17 protein-coding genes are annotated in these 16,790 nt (G+C 48.4%); 7 read left to right on the top strand and 10 right to left on the bottom strand.

Going from position 1 to position 16,790, the window contains the following annotated elements; all coding sequences use genetic code 11:
• Positions 1-44: 44 nt before the first annotated feature.
• The gene (locus tag AC1VOR_RS08445) at positions 45-887 is read right to left on the bottom strand and encodes a carbohydrate ABC transporter permease (protein ID WP_482617202.1); all 843 of its coding nucleotides are present in this window, start codon (positions 885-887) and stop codon (positions 45-47) included.
• Positions 888-911: 24 nt separating this feature from the next.
• A complete protein-coding gene (locus AC1VOR_RS08440; RefSeq protein ID WP_482617200.1) occupies positions 912-1,793 on the bottom strand; it encodes a carbohydrate ABC transporter permease in 882 nt (293 codons plus the stop codon).
• 182 nt (positions 1,794-1,975) lie between these two features.
• Between AC1VOR_RS08440 and AC1VOR_RS08435 the strand changes: the two genes are divergently transcribed.
• From AC1VOR_RS08435 to AC1VOR_RS08420, 4 genes are all read left to right on the top strand, one after another.
• The gene (locus AC1VOR_RS08435; RefSeq protein WP_482617198.1) at positions 1,976-2,545 is read left to right on the top strand and encodes a GbsR/MarR family transcriptional regulator; all 570 of its coding nucleotides are present in this window, start codon (positions 1,976-1,978) and stop codon (positions 2,543-2,545) included.
• Between the two features lie 56 nt (positions 2,546-2,601).
• The gene (locus AC1VOR_RS08430; protein ID WP_482617196.1) at positions 2,602-3,366 is read left to right on the top strand and encodes a polysaccharide deacetylase family protein; all 765 of its coding nucleotides are present in this window, start codon (positions 2,602-2,604) and stop codon (positions 3,364-3,366) included.
• A gap of 196 nt (positions 3,367-3,562) precedes the next feature.
• Positions 3,563-4,093, top strand: a complete 531-nt coding sequence (locus AC1VOR_RS08425; protein WP_482617194.1) for a DoxX family protein — start codon at positions 3,563-3,565, stop codon at positions 4,091-4,093.
• Positions 4,094-4,274: 181 nt separating this feature from the next.
• Positions 4,275-4,955 (top strand): helix-turn-helix transcriptional regulator, encoded by a 681-nt coding sequence (locus tag AC1VOR_RS08420; RefSeq protein ID WP_482617192.1) that lies wholly within the window; start codon positions 4,275-4,277, stop codon positions 4,953-4,955.
• Between the two features lie 12 nt (positions 4,956-4,967).
• Here AC1VOR_RS08420 and AC1VOR_RS08415 read toward each other — a convergent pair whose 3' ends face one another.
• The gene (locus AC1VOR_RS08415) at positions 4,968-5,495 is read right to left on the bottom strand and encodes a GNAT family N-acetyltransferase (RefSeq protein ID WP_482617191.1); all 528 of its coding nucleotides are present in this window, start codon (positions 5,493-5,495) and stop codon (positions 4,968-4,970) included.
• 68 nt (positions 5,496-5,563) lie between these two features.
• Positions 5,564-5,815 (bottom strand): YuzB family protein, encoded by a 252-nt coding sequence (locus AC1VOR_RS08410; RefSeq protein ID WP_482617190.1) that lies wholly within the window; start codon positions 5,813-5,815, stop codon positions 5,564-5,566.
• Positions 5,816-6,007: 192 nt separating this feature from the next.
• On the opposite strand from AC1VOR_RS08410, the gene AC1VOR_RS08405 reads away from it, so the two are divergent.
• Positions 6,008-6,625 (top strand): superoxide dismutase, encoded by a 618-nt coding sequence (locus tag AC1VOR_RS08405; protein ID WP_482617188.1) that lies wholly within the window; start codon positions 6,008-6,010, stop codon positions 6,623-6,625.
• Between the two features lie 51 nt (positions 6,626-6,676).
• On the opposite strand, the gene AC1VOR_RS08400 is transcribed toward AC1VOR_RS08405, so the two are convergent.
• Positions 6,677-7,699, bottom strand: a complete 1,023-nt coding sequence (locus tag AC1VOR_RS08400; protein ID WP_482617186.1) for a LacI family DNA-binding transcriptional regulator — start codon at positions 7,697-7,699, stop codon at positions 6,677-6,679.
• A 113-nt stretch (positions 7,700-7,812) separates the two neighbouring features.
• On the opposite strand from AC1VOR_RS08400, the gene AC1VOR_RS08395 reads away from it, so the two are divergent.
• Both AC1VOR_RS08395 and manA read left to right on the top strand, forming a co-directional pair.
• Positions 7,813-8,730 (top strand): ROK family protein, encoded by a 918-nt coding sequence (locus tag AC1VOR_RS08395; protein WP_482617184.1) that lies wholly within the window; start codon positions 7,813-7,815, stop codon positions 8,728-8,730.
• A 39-nt stretch (positions 8,731-8,769) separates the two neighbouring features.
• Positions 8,770-9,714 carry a mannose-6-phosphate isomerase, class I gene (manA, locus tag AC1VOR_RS08390; protein WP_482617183.1) on the top strand — a complete coding sequence of 315 codons (945 nt, stop codon included), beginning with the start codon at positions 8,770-8,772 and terminating at the stop codon, positions 9,712-9,714.
• A 50-nt stretch (positions 9,715-9,764) separates the two neighbouring features.
• Here the strand turns inward: manA and AC1VOR_RS08385 are convergent, their stop codons facing one another.
• The 5 genes from AC1VOR_RS08385 to AC1VOR_RS08365 all read right to left on the bottom strand — a co-directional run bounded on the left by AC1VOR_RS08385 (position 9,765) and on the right by AC1VOR_RS08365 (position 16,661).
• Positions 9,765-9,983: a DUF3006 domain-containing protein gene (locus AC1VOR_RS08385; protein ID WP_482617181.1), complete on the bottom strand. Its 219-nt coding sequence runs from the start codon at positions 9,981-9,983 to the stop codon at positions 9,765-9,767.
• The gene (locus AC1VOR_RS08380) at positions 9,980-13,138 is read right to left on the bottom strand and encodes an alpha-mannosidase (RefSeq protein WP_482617179.1); all 3,159 of its coding nucleotides are present in this window, start codon (positions 13,136-13,138) and stop codon (positions 9,980-9,982) included. The genes AC1VOR_RS08385 and AC1VOR_RS08380 overlap by 4 nt, the downstream gene beginning before the upstream one ends.
• A gap of 59 nt (positions 13,139-13,197) precedes the next feature.
• On the bottom strand, positions 13,198-14,109 hold the full coding sequence (locus AC1VOR_RS08375; RefSeq protein ID WP_482617178.1) for a carbohydrate ABC transporter permease: 912 nt from the start codon (positions 14,107-14,109) through the stop codon (positions 13,198-13,200).
• Positions 14,110-14,138: 29 nt separating this feature from the next.
• Positions 14,139-15,077 (bottom strand): ABC transporter permease, encoded by a 939-nt coding sequence (locus AC1VOR_RS08370; protein WP_482617176.1) that lies wholly within the window; start codon positions 15,075-15,077, stop codon positions 14,139-14,141.
• Positions 15,078-15,173: 96 nt separating this feature from the next.
• Positions 15,174-16,661: an ABC transporter substrate-binding protein gene (locus AC1VOR_RS08365; RefSeq protein ID WP_482617174.1), complete on the bottom strand. Its 1,488-nt coding sequence runs from the start codon at positions 16,659-16,661 to the stop codon at positions 15,174-15,176.
• Positions 16,662-16,790: the final 129 nt, after the last annotated feature.

The following is a 16,790-nucleotide window of genomic DNA, read 5'->3' as shown; positions in this document are numbered from 1 at the left end:
GTATAACCTCCATGATCTTTATTTTGTTCGTTCAAAAGGGGAATTTACCCCTTGCTAGCACCTGCGGACATATTAAAGCTTTGCATGATCGTTTTCTGGGTCAGCGCGAACAGCACCAGCAATGGCGCAATCGTGAAGGCGCTGGCGGCCATAATAAGCGGCCATTTCAGCCCGTAAGCACCCCCTTCCACGAAGAAGCTGCGCAGCCCTGCCGAAACAAGCTGCAAATCCTGACTTTTCGTAATCAGCATCGGCCAGAAATAATTGTTGTACTGGTCGATGAACGTAATCAAGCCCAATACGGCAAAGGATGAGCGCGTGAGCGGCAACAGAATTGTCCACAAAATCCGGAGATGAGAAGCACCGTCAATCTGTCCAGCCTCGACCATCTCGTGGGAGACTTGGAGAAAGGCCTGACGAATCAGAAAGATGGAGAACACACTCACACAGTTGGACAAAATTAAGCCTGTGTAAGAATCCAGCAAGCCCATTTGCCCCAATAGGATGTAGCCAGGCAAATACACGGCTGTGCTCGGAATCATGTAACCTACCAGCACAAGTCCCGTGAATACCCCTTTCAGGCGAAATTTCATATGAGTCAGGGCATACGCCATCATGCCGGAGTTAATGACTTGCAGCACGATAATGGACAACGCCACGAAAATACTGTTAAACATATAACGTTCAAAGGGAGCCGCTACCCAAGCCTCGACAAATTGCCCCCAATCGGGATTCTCTGCCCACAGCGTTGGCGGTGTTTGCCAAATCTCGTCATTACTCTTGAGCGCATTGGTCACCATCCAATAGAACGGAAAGGCCATAACCATTGATGCAGCAGCAAGCAAAATATGACGGCTTAAGGTACCGAGTTTGTTCAAACCTTGCATACGTTCCTTCTCCTTTACTGGCAATTAGTTATAGTGGACCGTACGTCGACCGATCCAGAACGAGAGCATCGATAAGGCTACGCAGGCTATAATGAGCGTAATCGCCACTGCCGAGGCTTCGCCAATCTGGAAGGAATCGAAAGCGGCTTGATAATATAGATACAGCAAGGTCCTGGTGGAACCCGCCGGCCCCCCTTGGGTCAATACGTTAATCTGATCGTAAGCCTGCAAGGCGGAAATAATCTGCACGACGATCAGGAAGAAGGTCGTAGGCGAAATAAGTGGCAACGTAACATTCATGAACTTACGCCAGCTATTGGCCCCATCTAATTCAGCAGCTTCGAGCAAATCCGTAGGAACATTGCGCAGCGCTACGAGATAAAACACCATCCCCCATCCAGCTGACTTCCATATAGTCACGATCAAGACTCCGATGAGCGCCCATTTGGGATCTTCCAACCAGCGAACACCCTCCAACCCTATGGCTCGGAGCAAGGTATTGGCCATTCCTACCTCAGGCTCATAAATCCAAGACCATACAATAGAGACTGCAACCATCGGGGTAACCCAAGGGGAGAACATGAGCAACCGATATACCGAGCCGCCCTTCATGTTTCGGTTCAGCAACAGAGCAAGCAACAAGCCGATAACCACAATGGGCAACACGCTGCCAAGACAGAATAGCAGGGACACCTTTAAGGATTGATAGAAAGCCGGATTACTAAAAAGATTTGTGTAATTTTCCAATCCGACAAACAGCTTGTCCGGGCTCATAAAATCCCACTCCATAAAGCTGAGATAAACGATCAATATCATCGGGTAGAACCAAAATAGCGACAGCGGAATCATTGCGGGGAGGGTAAATAGCACTGCTCGCACATCTTCCCGCCATTTCAAACGTTTCATGAATCCTCCTCTTTTTCCATTCATTATTTTTTGAATATTTGTTATAATCGAGTTATAAACAATGTTTTATCTCATTTGTACAATAATTATTGTACGTTCAAAGCTTCAACAAAGGGTTATCGCTATGTGAAACGACTATTAATTTTATGTAAAATCTCTACATTTCTGAGGCAGGTGTACTGATGAAAAAGTCAATTTTGGGAAAAATGGAAAATCCAATTAGTGCTCGTGAGGAACTACGAGCCAAGGTCATTGACGCCATTGCGCAAACGATGGATTTGTATGGGGTGAACTACTCCTACGGTCAACTCTATGGAATTATGTTTTTCGAAGATCGCCCGATGACACTGGAAGAAATGCAGCAAAGCATGAATATGAGCAAGAGCAACATGAGCTACGCCTCACGAGCTCTAATTGAATCTAAAATGGTGGAGAAATTAAATGAGAAGGATGCCCGGAAGGATTTGTACGTGGCAGAAACGAACTTTTACAAGGCCTTTCAAGCCTTCTTCGCCACCAAGCTCCAGCGGGAGATTGATGTTATGCGCGAGGCACTCGATATTGCCATTCCGGTATTATCTGAAATGATTCTTGATATTTCTACGACCACAGAGGAACGGGAACTGTGCTTGGAGGATTTGCACAAGCTTAAGCACGCCGCAGAATATTACGATTGGCTCCAGCAATTTGTACACGGCCTGCAAAGTGGTGATTATTTCACAGCCAAGGATGCTTCCTCTAAAGAAGGATAAAAATCGCGACCTCCAGCCAAACTAAGCATCAATGCTAAATGCCGGAGGAGCTATTCATGACAAAAAGTAAATCGGGTGCCGTGCTGGCTGTAGTGCTTACGGCTACACTGTTATCCACCTCTGCCACCGCTTCCACCCCATCCTGGGCAAAAGCGCGGAGCTATTACGAGGAACGAGGCGATATCGTGTGGGAGGTTCCTACCTCAGAGAAATATATCGCCTTCACTTTCGACGATGGACCCGACCCTAACAAAACCCCTGAAATTTTGAGTGTATTAGAACAGTATCAGGCAAAGGCAACCTTCTTCGTAGTAGGCGAACGTGTGGAACGTTTCCCGGAAATTGTACGTATGGAACTGGCCAAGGGACATGAGCTAGGCAATCACTCCTATCAGCATCCTGCCTTTAATCGGCTGGCCTTAAGTTCCGTATCGAAGCAACTTGATCTCACCCAGGAAGCTATATTTGAAGCAACTGGCACCAAGCCGGTGCTGTTTCGCCCGCCGGGAGGCTACTATAATGAAGGAATTGTGGAGTTATCCAAGAGTAGCAGCTTGCAAATGATCTTGTGGTCCTGGCATCAGGATACCAAGGATTGGGCCGCACCCGGGGTATCCGCGATTGTGCGCAAGGTGCTTGATAATGCCCGGAACGGGGATATTATTCTGATGCATGATTACGTGTACAACAGCACACAAACCGTCGAGGCGTTAAAAGAGATTTTGCCGGAACTGAAAAAACGCGGCTACTCCTTCGTAACCGTATCTGAACTATTAACTCACAAAGTCACTCCAGATCACCATATCAAGGTAAGTCACTAAGCCTGCGATAAGACTTCTGAAAGCGGCAAGACACGAGTATTCTCGGTCCTGCCGCTTTTTTCTTATATTTATTTTATTTAAATTTTATTAATTGTGATTTAAATCACTTGATGTGTGAAAAATATCACTTATTATAAAGACATCAAAGATGTTCTACTAAAAATAAAGAGAAAACAAACCTAAGGAGTGGTAATTCATGTTTAACAATTTCCTCAGAACAAACAAAGTGGCCATGTGGTTCTTGACCTTCATCCGTATTTATCTTGGCTATCAGTGGATTACCGCAGGTTTCAAAAAAATTACTGGCGGCTTCGATGCCGCAGGCTTCCTGAATGGAGCGATTGCCAACAGCACCGGTGACCATCCTGCTGTTCAGGGATGGTGGGCATCCTTCCTGCAAAGCTTTGCTTTACCGAATGTGGACCTCTTCAACGTCCTTGTTCCTTACGGTGAATTTCTGGTCGGACTGGGCTTGATTCTCGGTACTTTTACTACCTTTGCTGCTCTGATGGGCTTGGTTATGAACGCAGCCTTCCTCTTCTCGGGTACTGTCAGCACGAACGCGCAGATGTTGATCCTTGAAGTTCTGGTTGTTGTGGCTGCCGCTAATGCTGGCAAAATCGGCCTGGACTACTACCTGCTCCCTTACTTGCGCAAGCAATTCGGCAAGAAAGACAGAGCTAATAAAGCACAGATTACGGCACCGAAGCAAAGCTTGAACGTTTAACTTGGCGACTTTTTGAACTACCTCTAATAGAGAAACCATACTATGTGACAAGAGACCCCAAGCGGGTCTCTTGTTTCGTATTCAGATTTGATCATTCATTGTATATGAACCTGACCCGTGATAATATACTTACTATACTTAAATATGTAATAAGCTTCTTTAGAGGAAAGGAGCATCGCTTATGAATGCTAACAAAGACCTCTCTACCCGGGAACGTATTTTGCATATGATGAAGACGTCCGGTCCACTTAGCGCCAAAGAAATGACTACTGAATTACAAATTACCGAAATGGCCGTACGGAGACATATCGGCACGATGGAACGAGATGGACTCATTGAATCCAAAATGATTCGGCAAACTCTGGGACGGCCCACTGCTGTCTATGGGCTTACCGATGTTGCCGAAGGATTATTCCCTAAGAAATATCATTCATTGACCCTGGACTTGTTGGATGAATTGGCGGAGGAAAGCGGCCAGCAGATGGTTAACCGCTTGTTCGATCGCCGCAAGGAGAAGCTTAACCGGCGGTATGTTGATGAAATGGAGGGCAAATCCTTCGCTGAAAAGGTACAAACACTATCGCAAATTCAAAGCGATAATGGATATATGACGGAGCTTACGAAAAATGACAAAGGTGACTATGTTCTAATGGAGCATAATTGCCCGATTGCCCAAATTGCTAACCGGTATAATCACGCCTGCGATTGCGAGCTTCACTTGTTTGAGTCGCTGCTTGATGCCAAGGTGGAGCGAACGGAATGCCTGGCCCAGCAAGGCAAGAAATGTGTATACATTATTCGGCAGGAGAGCCGTGACGATCAGACAGTGCAGGTGGAGCAAGCCTCTGATGTCCAGAAATAAGCACCACTTCACTTACCGCTGAATCGCTTCATCTATTCGGTATACCTCGCGATATAATACGGCTTGGACATGATTAAATTGATTCGCTGATAAAAGCTGAGGATAACTCATGATCTTGAGGGGAATGGGATCTTGGCCCGCCTGAAGCGGTGGCTGCGTATAATCAAATTTATTAAGCTGAAAGCCCAATCGCTGATAAAATCCGATTCTTCGCTGAGCCCATTCTGTATTCGGCAGTTCTACTTCCAGCAGAACGGGAGTGTCTGCCTGATCCAGCAGCTCGGTCACCAGCAGTTTGCCAAGTCCGCCTCCCCGTGCAGAAGGATTCGTCGCCAGGTGCTCCACAAACCGGAACTCTGCAAATATCCAGGCAGCGAGAAATGCGATAATTTGCCCCGCCTGATCCTTCTTCGTCATCAGACGATAATGAGGATTGGCAAGCAACTCAGCTTGACCATCATAAGTGCGTCGCTCGCTTGGAGGAAATGAGGCCTCCATAATAGCATATACCTGCTTAAACTCCTCTTCCTGGATGTTCATGCTCATAATCTCCCTTGCTCTCTATAAATGATGATAAAGGCAGCCCTGAGGCTGCCTTATCTTGTATTCTACATCTCATAGATGCTCAACTCAGCTTCGATTGCTTGCTTGACCAGACCCAGGCAATCCTCTGTTGTCTTGGCGACAACCCGCTTGCCATTTACCAGTGCATACGGCTTTAATTTGCATAAACCACACAAGCTAAGGCACTCAGCACGCATAACGGCAATCTCCGGATACTCTTGCTCCAGTTGTTCCAAATCAAGCGCGCTCATCAGGTTGCTACCGCATACTTCTACGATGACAATGCCCATTCCCATGCCACATTCACCCCAACTATAATGCCTTCATTTGAACATTTATTATGATGAACCCTCTTGACTTTGTCAATGTTGACTCCGGTTTAACATACTTAACATACATTTATGTTGACTAAGTTTAGGCAACCCTTTATAATAGGGATTGTCGGAATTACTATTACATATTACAAATAAGGAAGGATTGATTTGAACATGGCACATCAATTACCTGCATTACCTTACCCTAACAACGCTCTTGAACCTCATATCGATGAAACAACGATGATGATTCACCACGATCGTCACCATAATACCTACGTTACTAACCTGAATGCTGCTCTGGAGTCTGCTCCGGAATTGCAATCCAAATCTGTAGAAGAACTGATTGCTGACCTGGACAGCGTACCGGAAAGCATTCGTACGGCGGTTCGTAACAACGGTGGCGGTCACGCTAACCACTCCCTCTTCTGGGAAACGATTGGTCCTAACGGCGGTGGCCAACCATCCGGCAAGCTGGCTGATGCAATCAGCAGCGAACTGGGCAGCTTCGACAAGTTCAAGGAAGATTTCACCAAAGCAGCGACTACTCGCTTCGGCAGTGGCTGGGCATTCCTCGCTGTAGATGCAAACGGCAAATTGTCTGTATCCAGCTATCCTAACCAAGACTCCCCGATTATGGAAGGCAAGACGCCGATCTTGGGTCTTGATGTTTGGGAGCATGCTTACTACCTGAAATATCAAAACAAACGCCCTGACTACATCGGTGCCTTCTTCAACGTCATTAACTGGTCTGAAGTTGAGAAACGTTACGAAGCAGCACTGAACAAATGAGAAATAGAGCAATCCCCCTGAAGCCGAAGGTCGGTTCTCAGGGGGATTTTTTTATTTAGGTTGTATGGACTCACGCACTATTAATGTCGGCTGCACCTGCCAATGCAGTGCCTCTCTAACATGACCAAGATCAGATAATAACAGCGCCATAGCGGCATCGCACATCTGCTCCTTCTCCACCCGCATCGTCGTCATGTTCAAACCTTCATCACTGAAATAATGAAGATCATCAAATCCTGCGATTGAAATATCCTCCGGTACACGCAGGCCTCTCTCCTTAAGCAGTCCGGCAAGCAAATAACCCATCCGATCATTTGCACAGAAGAAGGCGGAAGGCCATTCTTGAATATGGTCCAGAAAAGCCCCAATCTCCCTCGATGTATAGTCATACCCGCGCGAAGTCGTCAAGCAGAACTCCGGGCGAAAGGGAAATCCGGCCTTGAGCATCGCCTGCTCATAGCCAAACCAGCGCTCCTCATGACTTGTTGATAAATTGGTGGGGCCAATAAAGCCAATTTCCCGGTGCCCCATCTCAATCAGATAAGCGACTGCCCTAGAGGCACCGTCTAAATTAGCGGAGGTGACAGCCGGGCAAGGTAAATCCCGATGATAGGAGTCCATCATGACTAAGGGTGTATCCAGCTCCCAAATCAGCTTGGCATAATTCAGGTCCGTAATGCCAAATAATATAACGCCACGATACGGAATATCTGCGAATTGGCCCGGCAAGGTCAAAGACGCTTCCATAGCCTGATCCAGCGGGGTGATAACGGCGTTGCAGCCCTGCTTTCTCGCACTTTTCTCCAGTCCCCAAATCATATCATGAAAAAATTGAAAGTGGTCGTTGTCCTGATAGCTCATAATCCGCTCCGGTACTACAACCAGTATATTGGCATTTCTGCCGGTCTTGGGTGCGTAGGGACCATAGCCCATCTCCCGGGCAGCTTGCTGCACCAGATTACGGACTTCCTCGCTCACTCCCTTCTTTCCCATAAGGGCCAATGACACGGCATTTTTAGAGATTTGCAGCTTGTCGGCGATGTTTTGCATGGATACTTTCTTTTTCCGGCCCATTCTTTTCAATCCTTCCGAAACATGCTAAACTTAGCCTAAATATACTTTACAAATTTTATTTTTGTCAAGTTTGTCAAGTTATAGGTTTGGACCTTTTATAGGAGGAATGTATTTTGAAATTCGCATTGGGTATTGACATTGGCGGGACAAAGACGGCTATCGGGCTGATCAGCGATACCGGCCAGGTTCAGGCCAAGCTATCCCTGCCTACAGATCAAGCGGTGTCGCCGGAAGTCATGGTCGACCGGATCGCGGAGGCGGTCCTTGGCATGCTTGGGGAACAAAACGTCAAGGAAACCGAGTTGCTGGGTATTGGTGTGGGTGCACCGGGACCGCTTAATACGAAGGAAGGAAAGATCGCCGAGCCACCTAACTTGCCAAGCTGGTGGGACTTCCCCGTTGTCTCTTCCTTACAACGTCATTTTACTGTGCCCATTAAATTAGAGAATGACGCTACAGCCGCAGCCTTGGCAGAGAAATGGCTGGGTGCCGCGCAGGACGCCGAGCATTTCGTCTTCATCACCATCAGTACAGGGATTGGAGCCGGCATCTATTCTCATGGTCGCTTGATCACTGGTGCTACCGGCAACGCCGGAGATGTTGGACACTTTGTCGTCGACCCTTCCGTTGAGGGAACCTGTGTGTGCGGGCAACAAGGTTGCTGGGAATATGTAGCCTCCGGGACAGCCATCGCCAGACAAGCCTCGGCGTTGCTTGGTCGGGAAGTATCCTCCAAGGAAGCCTTTGATCTGGCCGCAGCAGGGGATGCACCCATGAACGAGTTGGTAGAGCGTGCCTTCAAGAACATCGGAATTGGCTGCGTCACCTTGATCAATACACTTGATCCAGAGAAGCTGATCATTGGCGGAGGTGTCTCCCAAGTAGGCGCCCCACTGTTCGATGCTGTCCGCGATTATGTATCCAGATATGCGCTGAATCCGTCCGGTCGCAAGACTCCTATCGTTCCGGCGGCCCTTCAGCAGGATGCCGGTCTTATCGGCGCGGCCGCTCTAATCCACATTAACTACTAACCATTAACTAACCCACTCAGAGAAGGAGCTTGATTCAACATGAACGAACCGATTTTTTTACAGCCAATTTTTCAAGAGCGCATTTGGGGAGGAACTAAGCTAAAGGATTTGTTCGGCTATGACATTCCTAACGAACATACCGGCGAATGCTGGGCGATCTCCGCTCATCCCAATGGACAAAGCACCGTGAAAAACGGCCCGTTCCAAGGCATGAAGCTTGGCGACCTGTGGACCTCTCAGCCCGAACTGTTCCGTTCCGAGTCCAAGGTATTTCCGCTGCTGACCAAGCTGCTCGATGCCTCGGATGATCTGTCCGTCCAAGTCCACCCGGATGATGAATATGCTGGCAAATACGAGAACGGCGAATTAGGCAAAACCGAGTGCTGGTACATTGTTGATGCCGAGCCAGGTGCTGTAATTATTTATGGCCATGGAGCGCAAACGAAAGAAGAGCTTGTGCAAATGATCGAGAATGGCGACTGGGAACGCTTCTTGACTAAAGTTCCTGTTAAGCCAGGCGACTTCTTCTATGTTCCTAGCGGCACGCTTCATGCTTTGGGCAAAGGTATCGTCGTGCTGGAAACCCAGCAAAGCTCGGATACCACCTACCGCGTATACGATTATGACCGCCGCGACAAGGACGGGAATACTCGCGAGTTGCACCTGGAGAAAGCGATCGACGTCACCGGCGTACCTCAAGTGTATGAGCCGGTTCGCTTCGAAACGGTTCAACAAGGCGGCCTTAAGGTAACCTCCTTCGTCTCCAACTCCTTCTTCACCGTAGAGAAGTGGAACGTAGCCGGAGAAGCCAAGCCTGCTGTTAACGAAAAATATACGATATTCAGCGTTCTAGCGGGCAAAGGCTCGCTGGAAGTAAACGGCCAAAGCTACGAGTTGACCAAGGGGGATCATTTTATCCTTCCAGTAGGCTTTGGACCTTATAGCCTTAAGGGCGAACTGGAATTCATCATGGCACACGAATAATAAAGTGAAAACGGACGGGACCTCGCTCTTGAGGTTCCGTCCGTTTTTGTTCATTCATCTTCTTCCCACACCGCATCCATCAGCTTGCGAATATGCTCGGCCCGCTGACGTGTGGCTTCCGCATCGGCTACCCATTTAGAGCCGTTCCACTCCACCACATCCCCAACCTTGACCCCGGTATCTACCTGATCCCGCGGGATGTTGCGAGTCTTCCCTTCTACCTCCAGGATACACTTATCGCCTTCGAACCCCTCGATAATATGGCTCATTGACTGTCCTCTCCTTTATAAAGCAGCTTCACCGTCTTAATCTCGTAAGGATGGAAGTCCAGACAAATGCCACCTCCATCCATGAGCACTTCTTCCAATATGTCTTCCACTAGGTTAACAATCACGGCCTTGTGCACGGGCTGTTTCCAGTGCAGACGAATTTGCTCGCGTGCACCTGAGGATTCATAGAACCTTAATACAATTCCCGTTCCATCTTCCGCTAACTTCATTGCATCCAAAATGACATACTCGCTGTGCAATTCCAGGAACGAACCTGCACTAGGCAGGACGCCCCCCTGAACCTTGGCTTGTTCTACCACCACGGGCTGATTCAGATCAGCCGCAGCACGTACGACGTGGGCTTCTCTCCAATTCCCTTGATGCGGATAAAGTGAATAAGTGAACTCATGATGCCCCAAATCCGCCTGCTTGTCTGGCCATTTCGGCGCACGAAGCAAGGAAAGTCTCAGCACGCCTTCCTTAATATCATAACCGTATTTACAGTCATTCAGTAGACTAACGCCGTACCCACCCTCGGACAGATCAGCCCAGCGATGGCCACACACCTCAAACTGCGCTTGCTCCCAGCTAGTATTATTCGTAGTGGAGCGTTCCAAAGCACCAAACGGGATTTCATACGTCGCCTTCGTCGTCACAAGATCTACCGGGAAGGCCACCTTCCATAGCTTATGAGCTTCCTGCCAATCTACGGTTGTCTTGAAATCTACCCTTCGGGTGCTTCGATGAAAGATCATGTCCTGTTCAATGGTAGAACGGCTCCAGGTCCAGCGTAAACGCAGCACATCCCTGACGCTGCCGCATTCCACGACCTTGAAGGATTCCAGCTTGGCAGCTCCCGCAGACTGCTGGGCATACCGGTTATCTACATCCCATGCATCCCACTCGACAGGTCTGTCATGGAAAAATTGCAACTCGTTAGCCACCGCTCCATCCTTCAAGAGCTCACGGTTTGCTCCCTTGTCCAGCCAGCGGGTAATCTCCCCACGGTCATTGAATTCCAGGATATAATCATCCGTCTCCCAGCGTACTAGTGGCTCAATACCTGCTAATTCTCCGGAAAAATGACTTGAATTCGAGGCAGAACTCTCCTCTCTCAGCCACACCGTCGTATAACCAAAGGCCGGAACTACAGGAATCTCCACCAGCAAGCCGTGCCCTGTATTCTCTTCCACAAGCTGCGAAGACAACTGTCTTCCCTGTTCGTCAACTACAACTCCCTCTACTGCTCCGCTGAGTGGTAGCTTGACTACGGCAGATCGTGCCCATCCCAAGCTATTGAATACCACATAGGGAATTCCCTCTCCTTCAGTATTCATTTTCGAGCGCAGATTGTCCAGTCCACGGGTTAACACGGAGTGCCCAATTTGAGATACGGCACCATACTCCTGTAGAGAAGTGTCATATACTTCGGGAATGGACGAGCCTGGAATAATATCATGAAATTGATTTAATAAAATTAGCTTCCAGCCTTCCTCCAAATCCTGCAATTCGTCCCGGTTAAGCACAAGCTGACCATCCCAGCAGGCAGATAGGCTGCTCCACACCTCGGCCTCCCGATATAACAACTCCATCTTCCGGTTCAGCCTTTTATTTCTGGCCTGGGTCGTATACGTTCCGCGATGATATTCCAAATACAAATCACCATACCATTTTGGGAAAAGCTCTGCCGAGTCGTCAAGCCCACGGAAATAAGCCTCAGCGGTAGAGAATTTGCTGGCTGGAAGCCCCGGTAGACTCGCTGAGCGCGCTACGTATTCAATCATTTCCCGGTTGGCCCCGCCGCCGCCATCACCGTGTCCATAGAGCAGCATCTCCTCGTTATGGACCTTCTTTTGCCGGAAGAAATCCCAATGCTCCTTGATCTCCTTCGGCTTCGTATCCTCGCCCAAGCCATGGTTCAGGTAGGACAGAATGGCTGTGCCATCTATGCCCACCCAATGGAACAAATCGTACGGGAACGAATTGGTGTCGCTCCAGTTGAGCTTGCTGGTCATAAAGTATTCCACGCCGGACAACTTCAAGATTTGCGGCAGGGAAGCGCAGTAGCCAAAGGTGTCAGGAAGCCATTCAATAAAGGAACGCTTGCCGAACTCCTCCAGATAAAATTTTTGTCCATATAAGTTCTGCCGTACCAGGGACTCTCCACTCGGGATGTTCAAATCAGGCTCAACCCACATGCCTCCTACCAATTCCCATCCTCCATTGGCTACCTGTGCCTTCACCCGTTCATAGAGCTCAGGGTCATGCTCTTTGACATAGGCATATAATTGGGGTTGGCTCTGGGCATAGCTGAATTCCGGGAATTCTTCTATCAAGCTTAGCGCCGTCGAAAATGTACGACTGCCCTTCCGCACCGTCTCCCTCACAGGCCATAGCCAGGCAAGATCAATATGAGACTGAGCGACCATATGCATGACGCCAGCCTTCTCGCCCGTCGAATCTTCACGGAGTACCGTAAGCAGCATGTTCTCAAGCTGCCGGATCTCTCCCTCCTCCGGAAGCCTGGCTTGATCCTCATCTGCCTGTCCTGTCAAGTGAGAGAAGGCATCATGGACTACATAGAGGGCTTGCATCAGACGATGCTTTTCCAAACTTTGCTCATCCAGCAATGCCGCCGCACCTGTCGCTACAGTCAGCGTATACAGCAGACTACGAAGCGGGCGGTTGACTTGAACCAATCTAATGCTAATGTCCGCCATCGGTTGTCTTCGGGGGTAGAATTGCTGATTCAGCGGCTCCTCCGGATTAGGCTCCGGGTCCATCAGCTCTATTTCCAGTTCAGGAGTGTTTCCAACCTTAAGTGGATTAAGCGGCACGAAGCTATGGTTGCTATCCAACCCGTGGTAGGAACAGCCATTAATCCGCAGTAGTCCCTCCCCGCCCGATTCCATCACGAGTCCCACGTCCTCTGCGGGCCACTCCAACGGGATATTTATATTTTTTTGCAGCAAATAGGTAGTTCCCGAGGTCCCATCCAGCCGATCTCCTGCCTGTTCTATCTCAGCTTGCTCTATCCAATCATATTGTCCGGGCTGGATATAGCGACCCCGCTTTAGCTTCCAGCCAGTCAGAGTTCTCCTATCCGTCCACTGCAACTCGCTCAAATGGCGTATTAATCGTTCTATTCTGTTCATCGTTTCTCTCCATTCCCGGTGCTATAGTTCTGTAGTTCAACGCACGCTGCATAACATCACTATTCTTTTAATGAACCCACCGTAAGTCCCTGAACGAAAAAGCGTTGGAAAAACGGATAAGCCAAGACGATAGGACCTGTCGCCAGTACCACCATAGCCATCCGTGACGTCTCTTGAGGCAGGCTGGCCGCTACGCTGCCCAAACCGCTGGTATTGGCATTTTGCAAAATAAAGGCCATGCTGCTCTCAATGCGCATGAGCATCGATTGCAGGGGAACCAGATTCGGATTGTCGATGTATAGAAGGGCATTAAACCAGTCATTCCAATAACCCAGTGTACAGAACAGACCAATGGTGGCGAGACCCGGCAAGGAGAGCGGAAGCACAATTTTACGGAAAATTTGAAACTCGGTTGCCCCGTCAATCTTCGCGGATTCGATAATGCCATCGGGCAATCCCTTGAAGAAAGTCCGCATAATCATAATGTAGAAGGCATTCATCGCCATCGGTAGAATAAGCGCCCATATCGTGTCCTTGAGATGCAGCACCTGTGTGACCACAATAAACGTAGGTACAAGTCCGCCGTTGAACAGCATCGTAAATAAAGCCAAAAATGAGAAAAAACTGCGATATTTGAAGCTGGATCGAGAAATTCCGTAAGCATATAGCGCAATGACCAGCACACTGATTAACGTCCCTACCACAGTCACCGTGATGGTCACCACGTAGGATTGCAGAAGCTGGGAGCCATTTTGGAATAAATATTCGTAGGCATAGGTGCTCCACTTCTCAGGAATGAGTCGATAGCCATGCAGGGCCAAACTCTTCTCATCCGTAAAGGAGAGAATGACGACAAAGGCAAAGGGAAACAGGCAAATCAAAGCAAACAGAGCAGCAACCACGTTAAACACTATATTCATTAAGGGCGAGAGACTATGAATATCCCGGTATTTTCTAGTCTTGATCGACATCAAGCATCCTCCTCTTCCAGTGGCCGTTGCTAGAACAGCGCGTTATCCTTATCCAGTTTGCGCACGGTATAGTTGGAAGCCATGACCAGAATAAAACCAACGATAGATTGATATAACCCTGCCGCCGTAGCCATTCCCATTTCACCGGTAGTTTTCAAGCCGCGAAATACATAGGTATCGATGACATTAGTCACCGGATATAGAGCACCTGAGTTGCGTGGAACATTATAGAACAAGCCAAAATCGGCATAAAAAATTCTGCCCACCGCCAGCAAGGTCATAATAATGACTAATGGCTTGAGCAAGGGGAGTGTAATACTGCGAATCTGCTTCCACTTGCTAGCCCCATCCATCATCGCCGCTTCGTATAATGAACGATCAAATCCTGTGATGGCCGCCAAATAGACAACACTGCTATAGCCAATACTCTTCCACAGATTCGTCAAGATCAGAATAAAGGGCCAATATTCGGGAGTGGTGTACCAAGAGATTCCTTCCATGCCGAAGCGTTCCAGTATGCTGTTCAGCAGACCCTTGTCCATATTCAAGAAGCTGTAGACGAAGAAGCCAACAATGACAAACGACATAAAGTGCGGGAGAAACATTCCCGTCTGATATAGCTTGGACAAGCGTTTGTTGACGATTTCAGACAATACGATAGCCATGGCTACCGCCGCCACAGTGCCTAACACAATAAATGCAATGTTGTATAGCAGGGTATTGCGGGTGATGATGTAGGCATCATTCGTGCCGAACAGGAAGGTAAAATTTCTGAGTCCTACCCATTCGCTGCTGAAGAAGCTGGATAAGAAGCCTTCACCGTTATACCGGTACTGCTTGAAGGACAGCAGTGTCCCACCCATCGGCAAATAGGAAAATAGAATAAACCCTAACGCTCCCGGTAACACCATAAGCAGAATAGGCAGGTTTTTATGAAAATCCTTGAACAATCGGAGTATTGCTTGCATCTTCCATCCTCCCATCCAGGTTATATTCCGTCTTGAAGGAGCAAACCAGACTGGGAGGTTCCCAGTCTGGCCCACTGCTTGCTACAACCTGGTTATTTATTTCTGAGTAGCCCGCCATTCGTCTAGTTGCTTCTGAGCTTCTGCAATAATCGTATCCAGACCAGCGGCCTTGAACTGTTCAATAGCCATTGGCAGGTACTTATCCGGGTCCACGGACCCTGTCATCAGAGGAGCCCAGAACTGATCCTTGGCATTATTCAAGGCAGCCAGTTCTGTCAATACATTAGAACCGTCGAAATTAAAGCCCAGAAGGGGTGCCGGTACTCCTTCATCATTAAATTTGCGGAAGCCTTCCCACTTATCGCTTGGATCGTCTTCCGATAAATAATTCAGCATGACATTACCTATGGCGAACGTAGGCATGTCGTAGTCTCTCGACTTATCCAGGTTCTTCGCTACGTTCTCGCTAACCTTCTCATAGTGGACACCCTCGATTCCGGAGTCTACCAGATTGCGCAGATATACATCGGTATTCAGCAAGTTGAGGAATTTCATCGCTTCTTCCGGATGTTTCGAGTTTGCCGAGATGGCTTGCAGCGAGCCCATGACCGACCAGTTATAAATCAGGGAATCCGTCGCTGGTGTAGATACTACCGGATAGCCAAGCGAAGCGGTCCACAGATTGTCCGCGAACGGTTGAGTGGTAGGACGATCCACGAACCAGTTCCCCGTCGTCGTCAAATCTGTATTATTCGTAGTTGTAGCTACCTCGGAAGCAATATAGCCCGCTTGGTAGAATTTACGCATCGTGGTCAAGGCTTCCTTCAGTTCCGGAGTCTCCAGAATGTTGATGACCTTGAAGTCCTCCGTATCCAGTTTGACGGCCATCGGCAGATTTTGAATGATGTAGTCGTAAGGCAGGTTCGGAACATAGTTCCGGTCGATCATGAACGGCACCACACTCGGCTCATTCTCCTTAATGACTTTCATGAGGGGTTCCAGACTTTCCAGGCTCCTCACACCAGCAATATCCAGATTGTATTTATCGAGCCATTGCTTGTTAAAACGCCATACATCCTGTGCAGGAAGCTCCTTATTGGCTGGAATGCCATAATTCTTCCCGTCGACCTTCGAACCCTCAAGGAAGGCCGGATCAAGCGTTTCCTTGATGCCCTGACCGTGTTTATCCAGCAGGTCATTCAACTCCAGGAACGCACCCTTTCTGGCATTCTGTACATAATCAAAGCCCCATGAGGCCGTGAATAAGATATCCATAGGCTCGCCGGATTGTGTCAGGACTTGCATCTTCTGGGTGTAATCGCCGAAGTCAATTTGCTTCATCTTCACGGTAACGCCAATTTTCTCTGCCGTATATTTGCTTACTTCCTCCATTACCAAATCCGTATCCTTCTGAGGCGTACCAATGTTGTACCAAATCAATTCCACCGCTTTTTGATTCCCGGCATCAGGGCTACCAGCATTCGCTGCCCCTTGCTCTTTGTTGGTCCCGCCGCAGGCAGATAGTATCGCTGTACAAGCCAGTACCAGCACGAGAAGCAGAGACAATCTTGATTTTTTGTTCATCTGTTGAAGCCTCCCTTTTATATGAAACCGCTTTATGGTTACGTTTTCAGGTTATCAAATCTTACTCTATAACAGTAGCAGACAAACCTAAGATCGCTTAAACAAACTTAAGAAAAACTTGATCCACCC

It is taken from the genome of Paenibacillus sp. 1SOY10, assembly GCF_056836745.1.
Note: the sequence above shows the minus strand (reverse complement) of the source record. Positions and strands in the feature narration are given on the sequence as shown.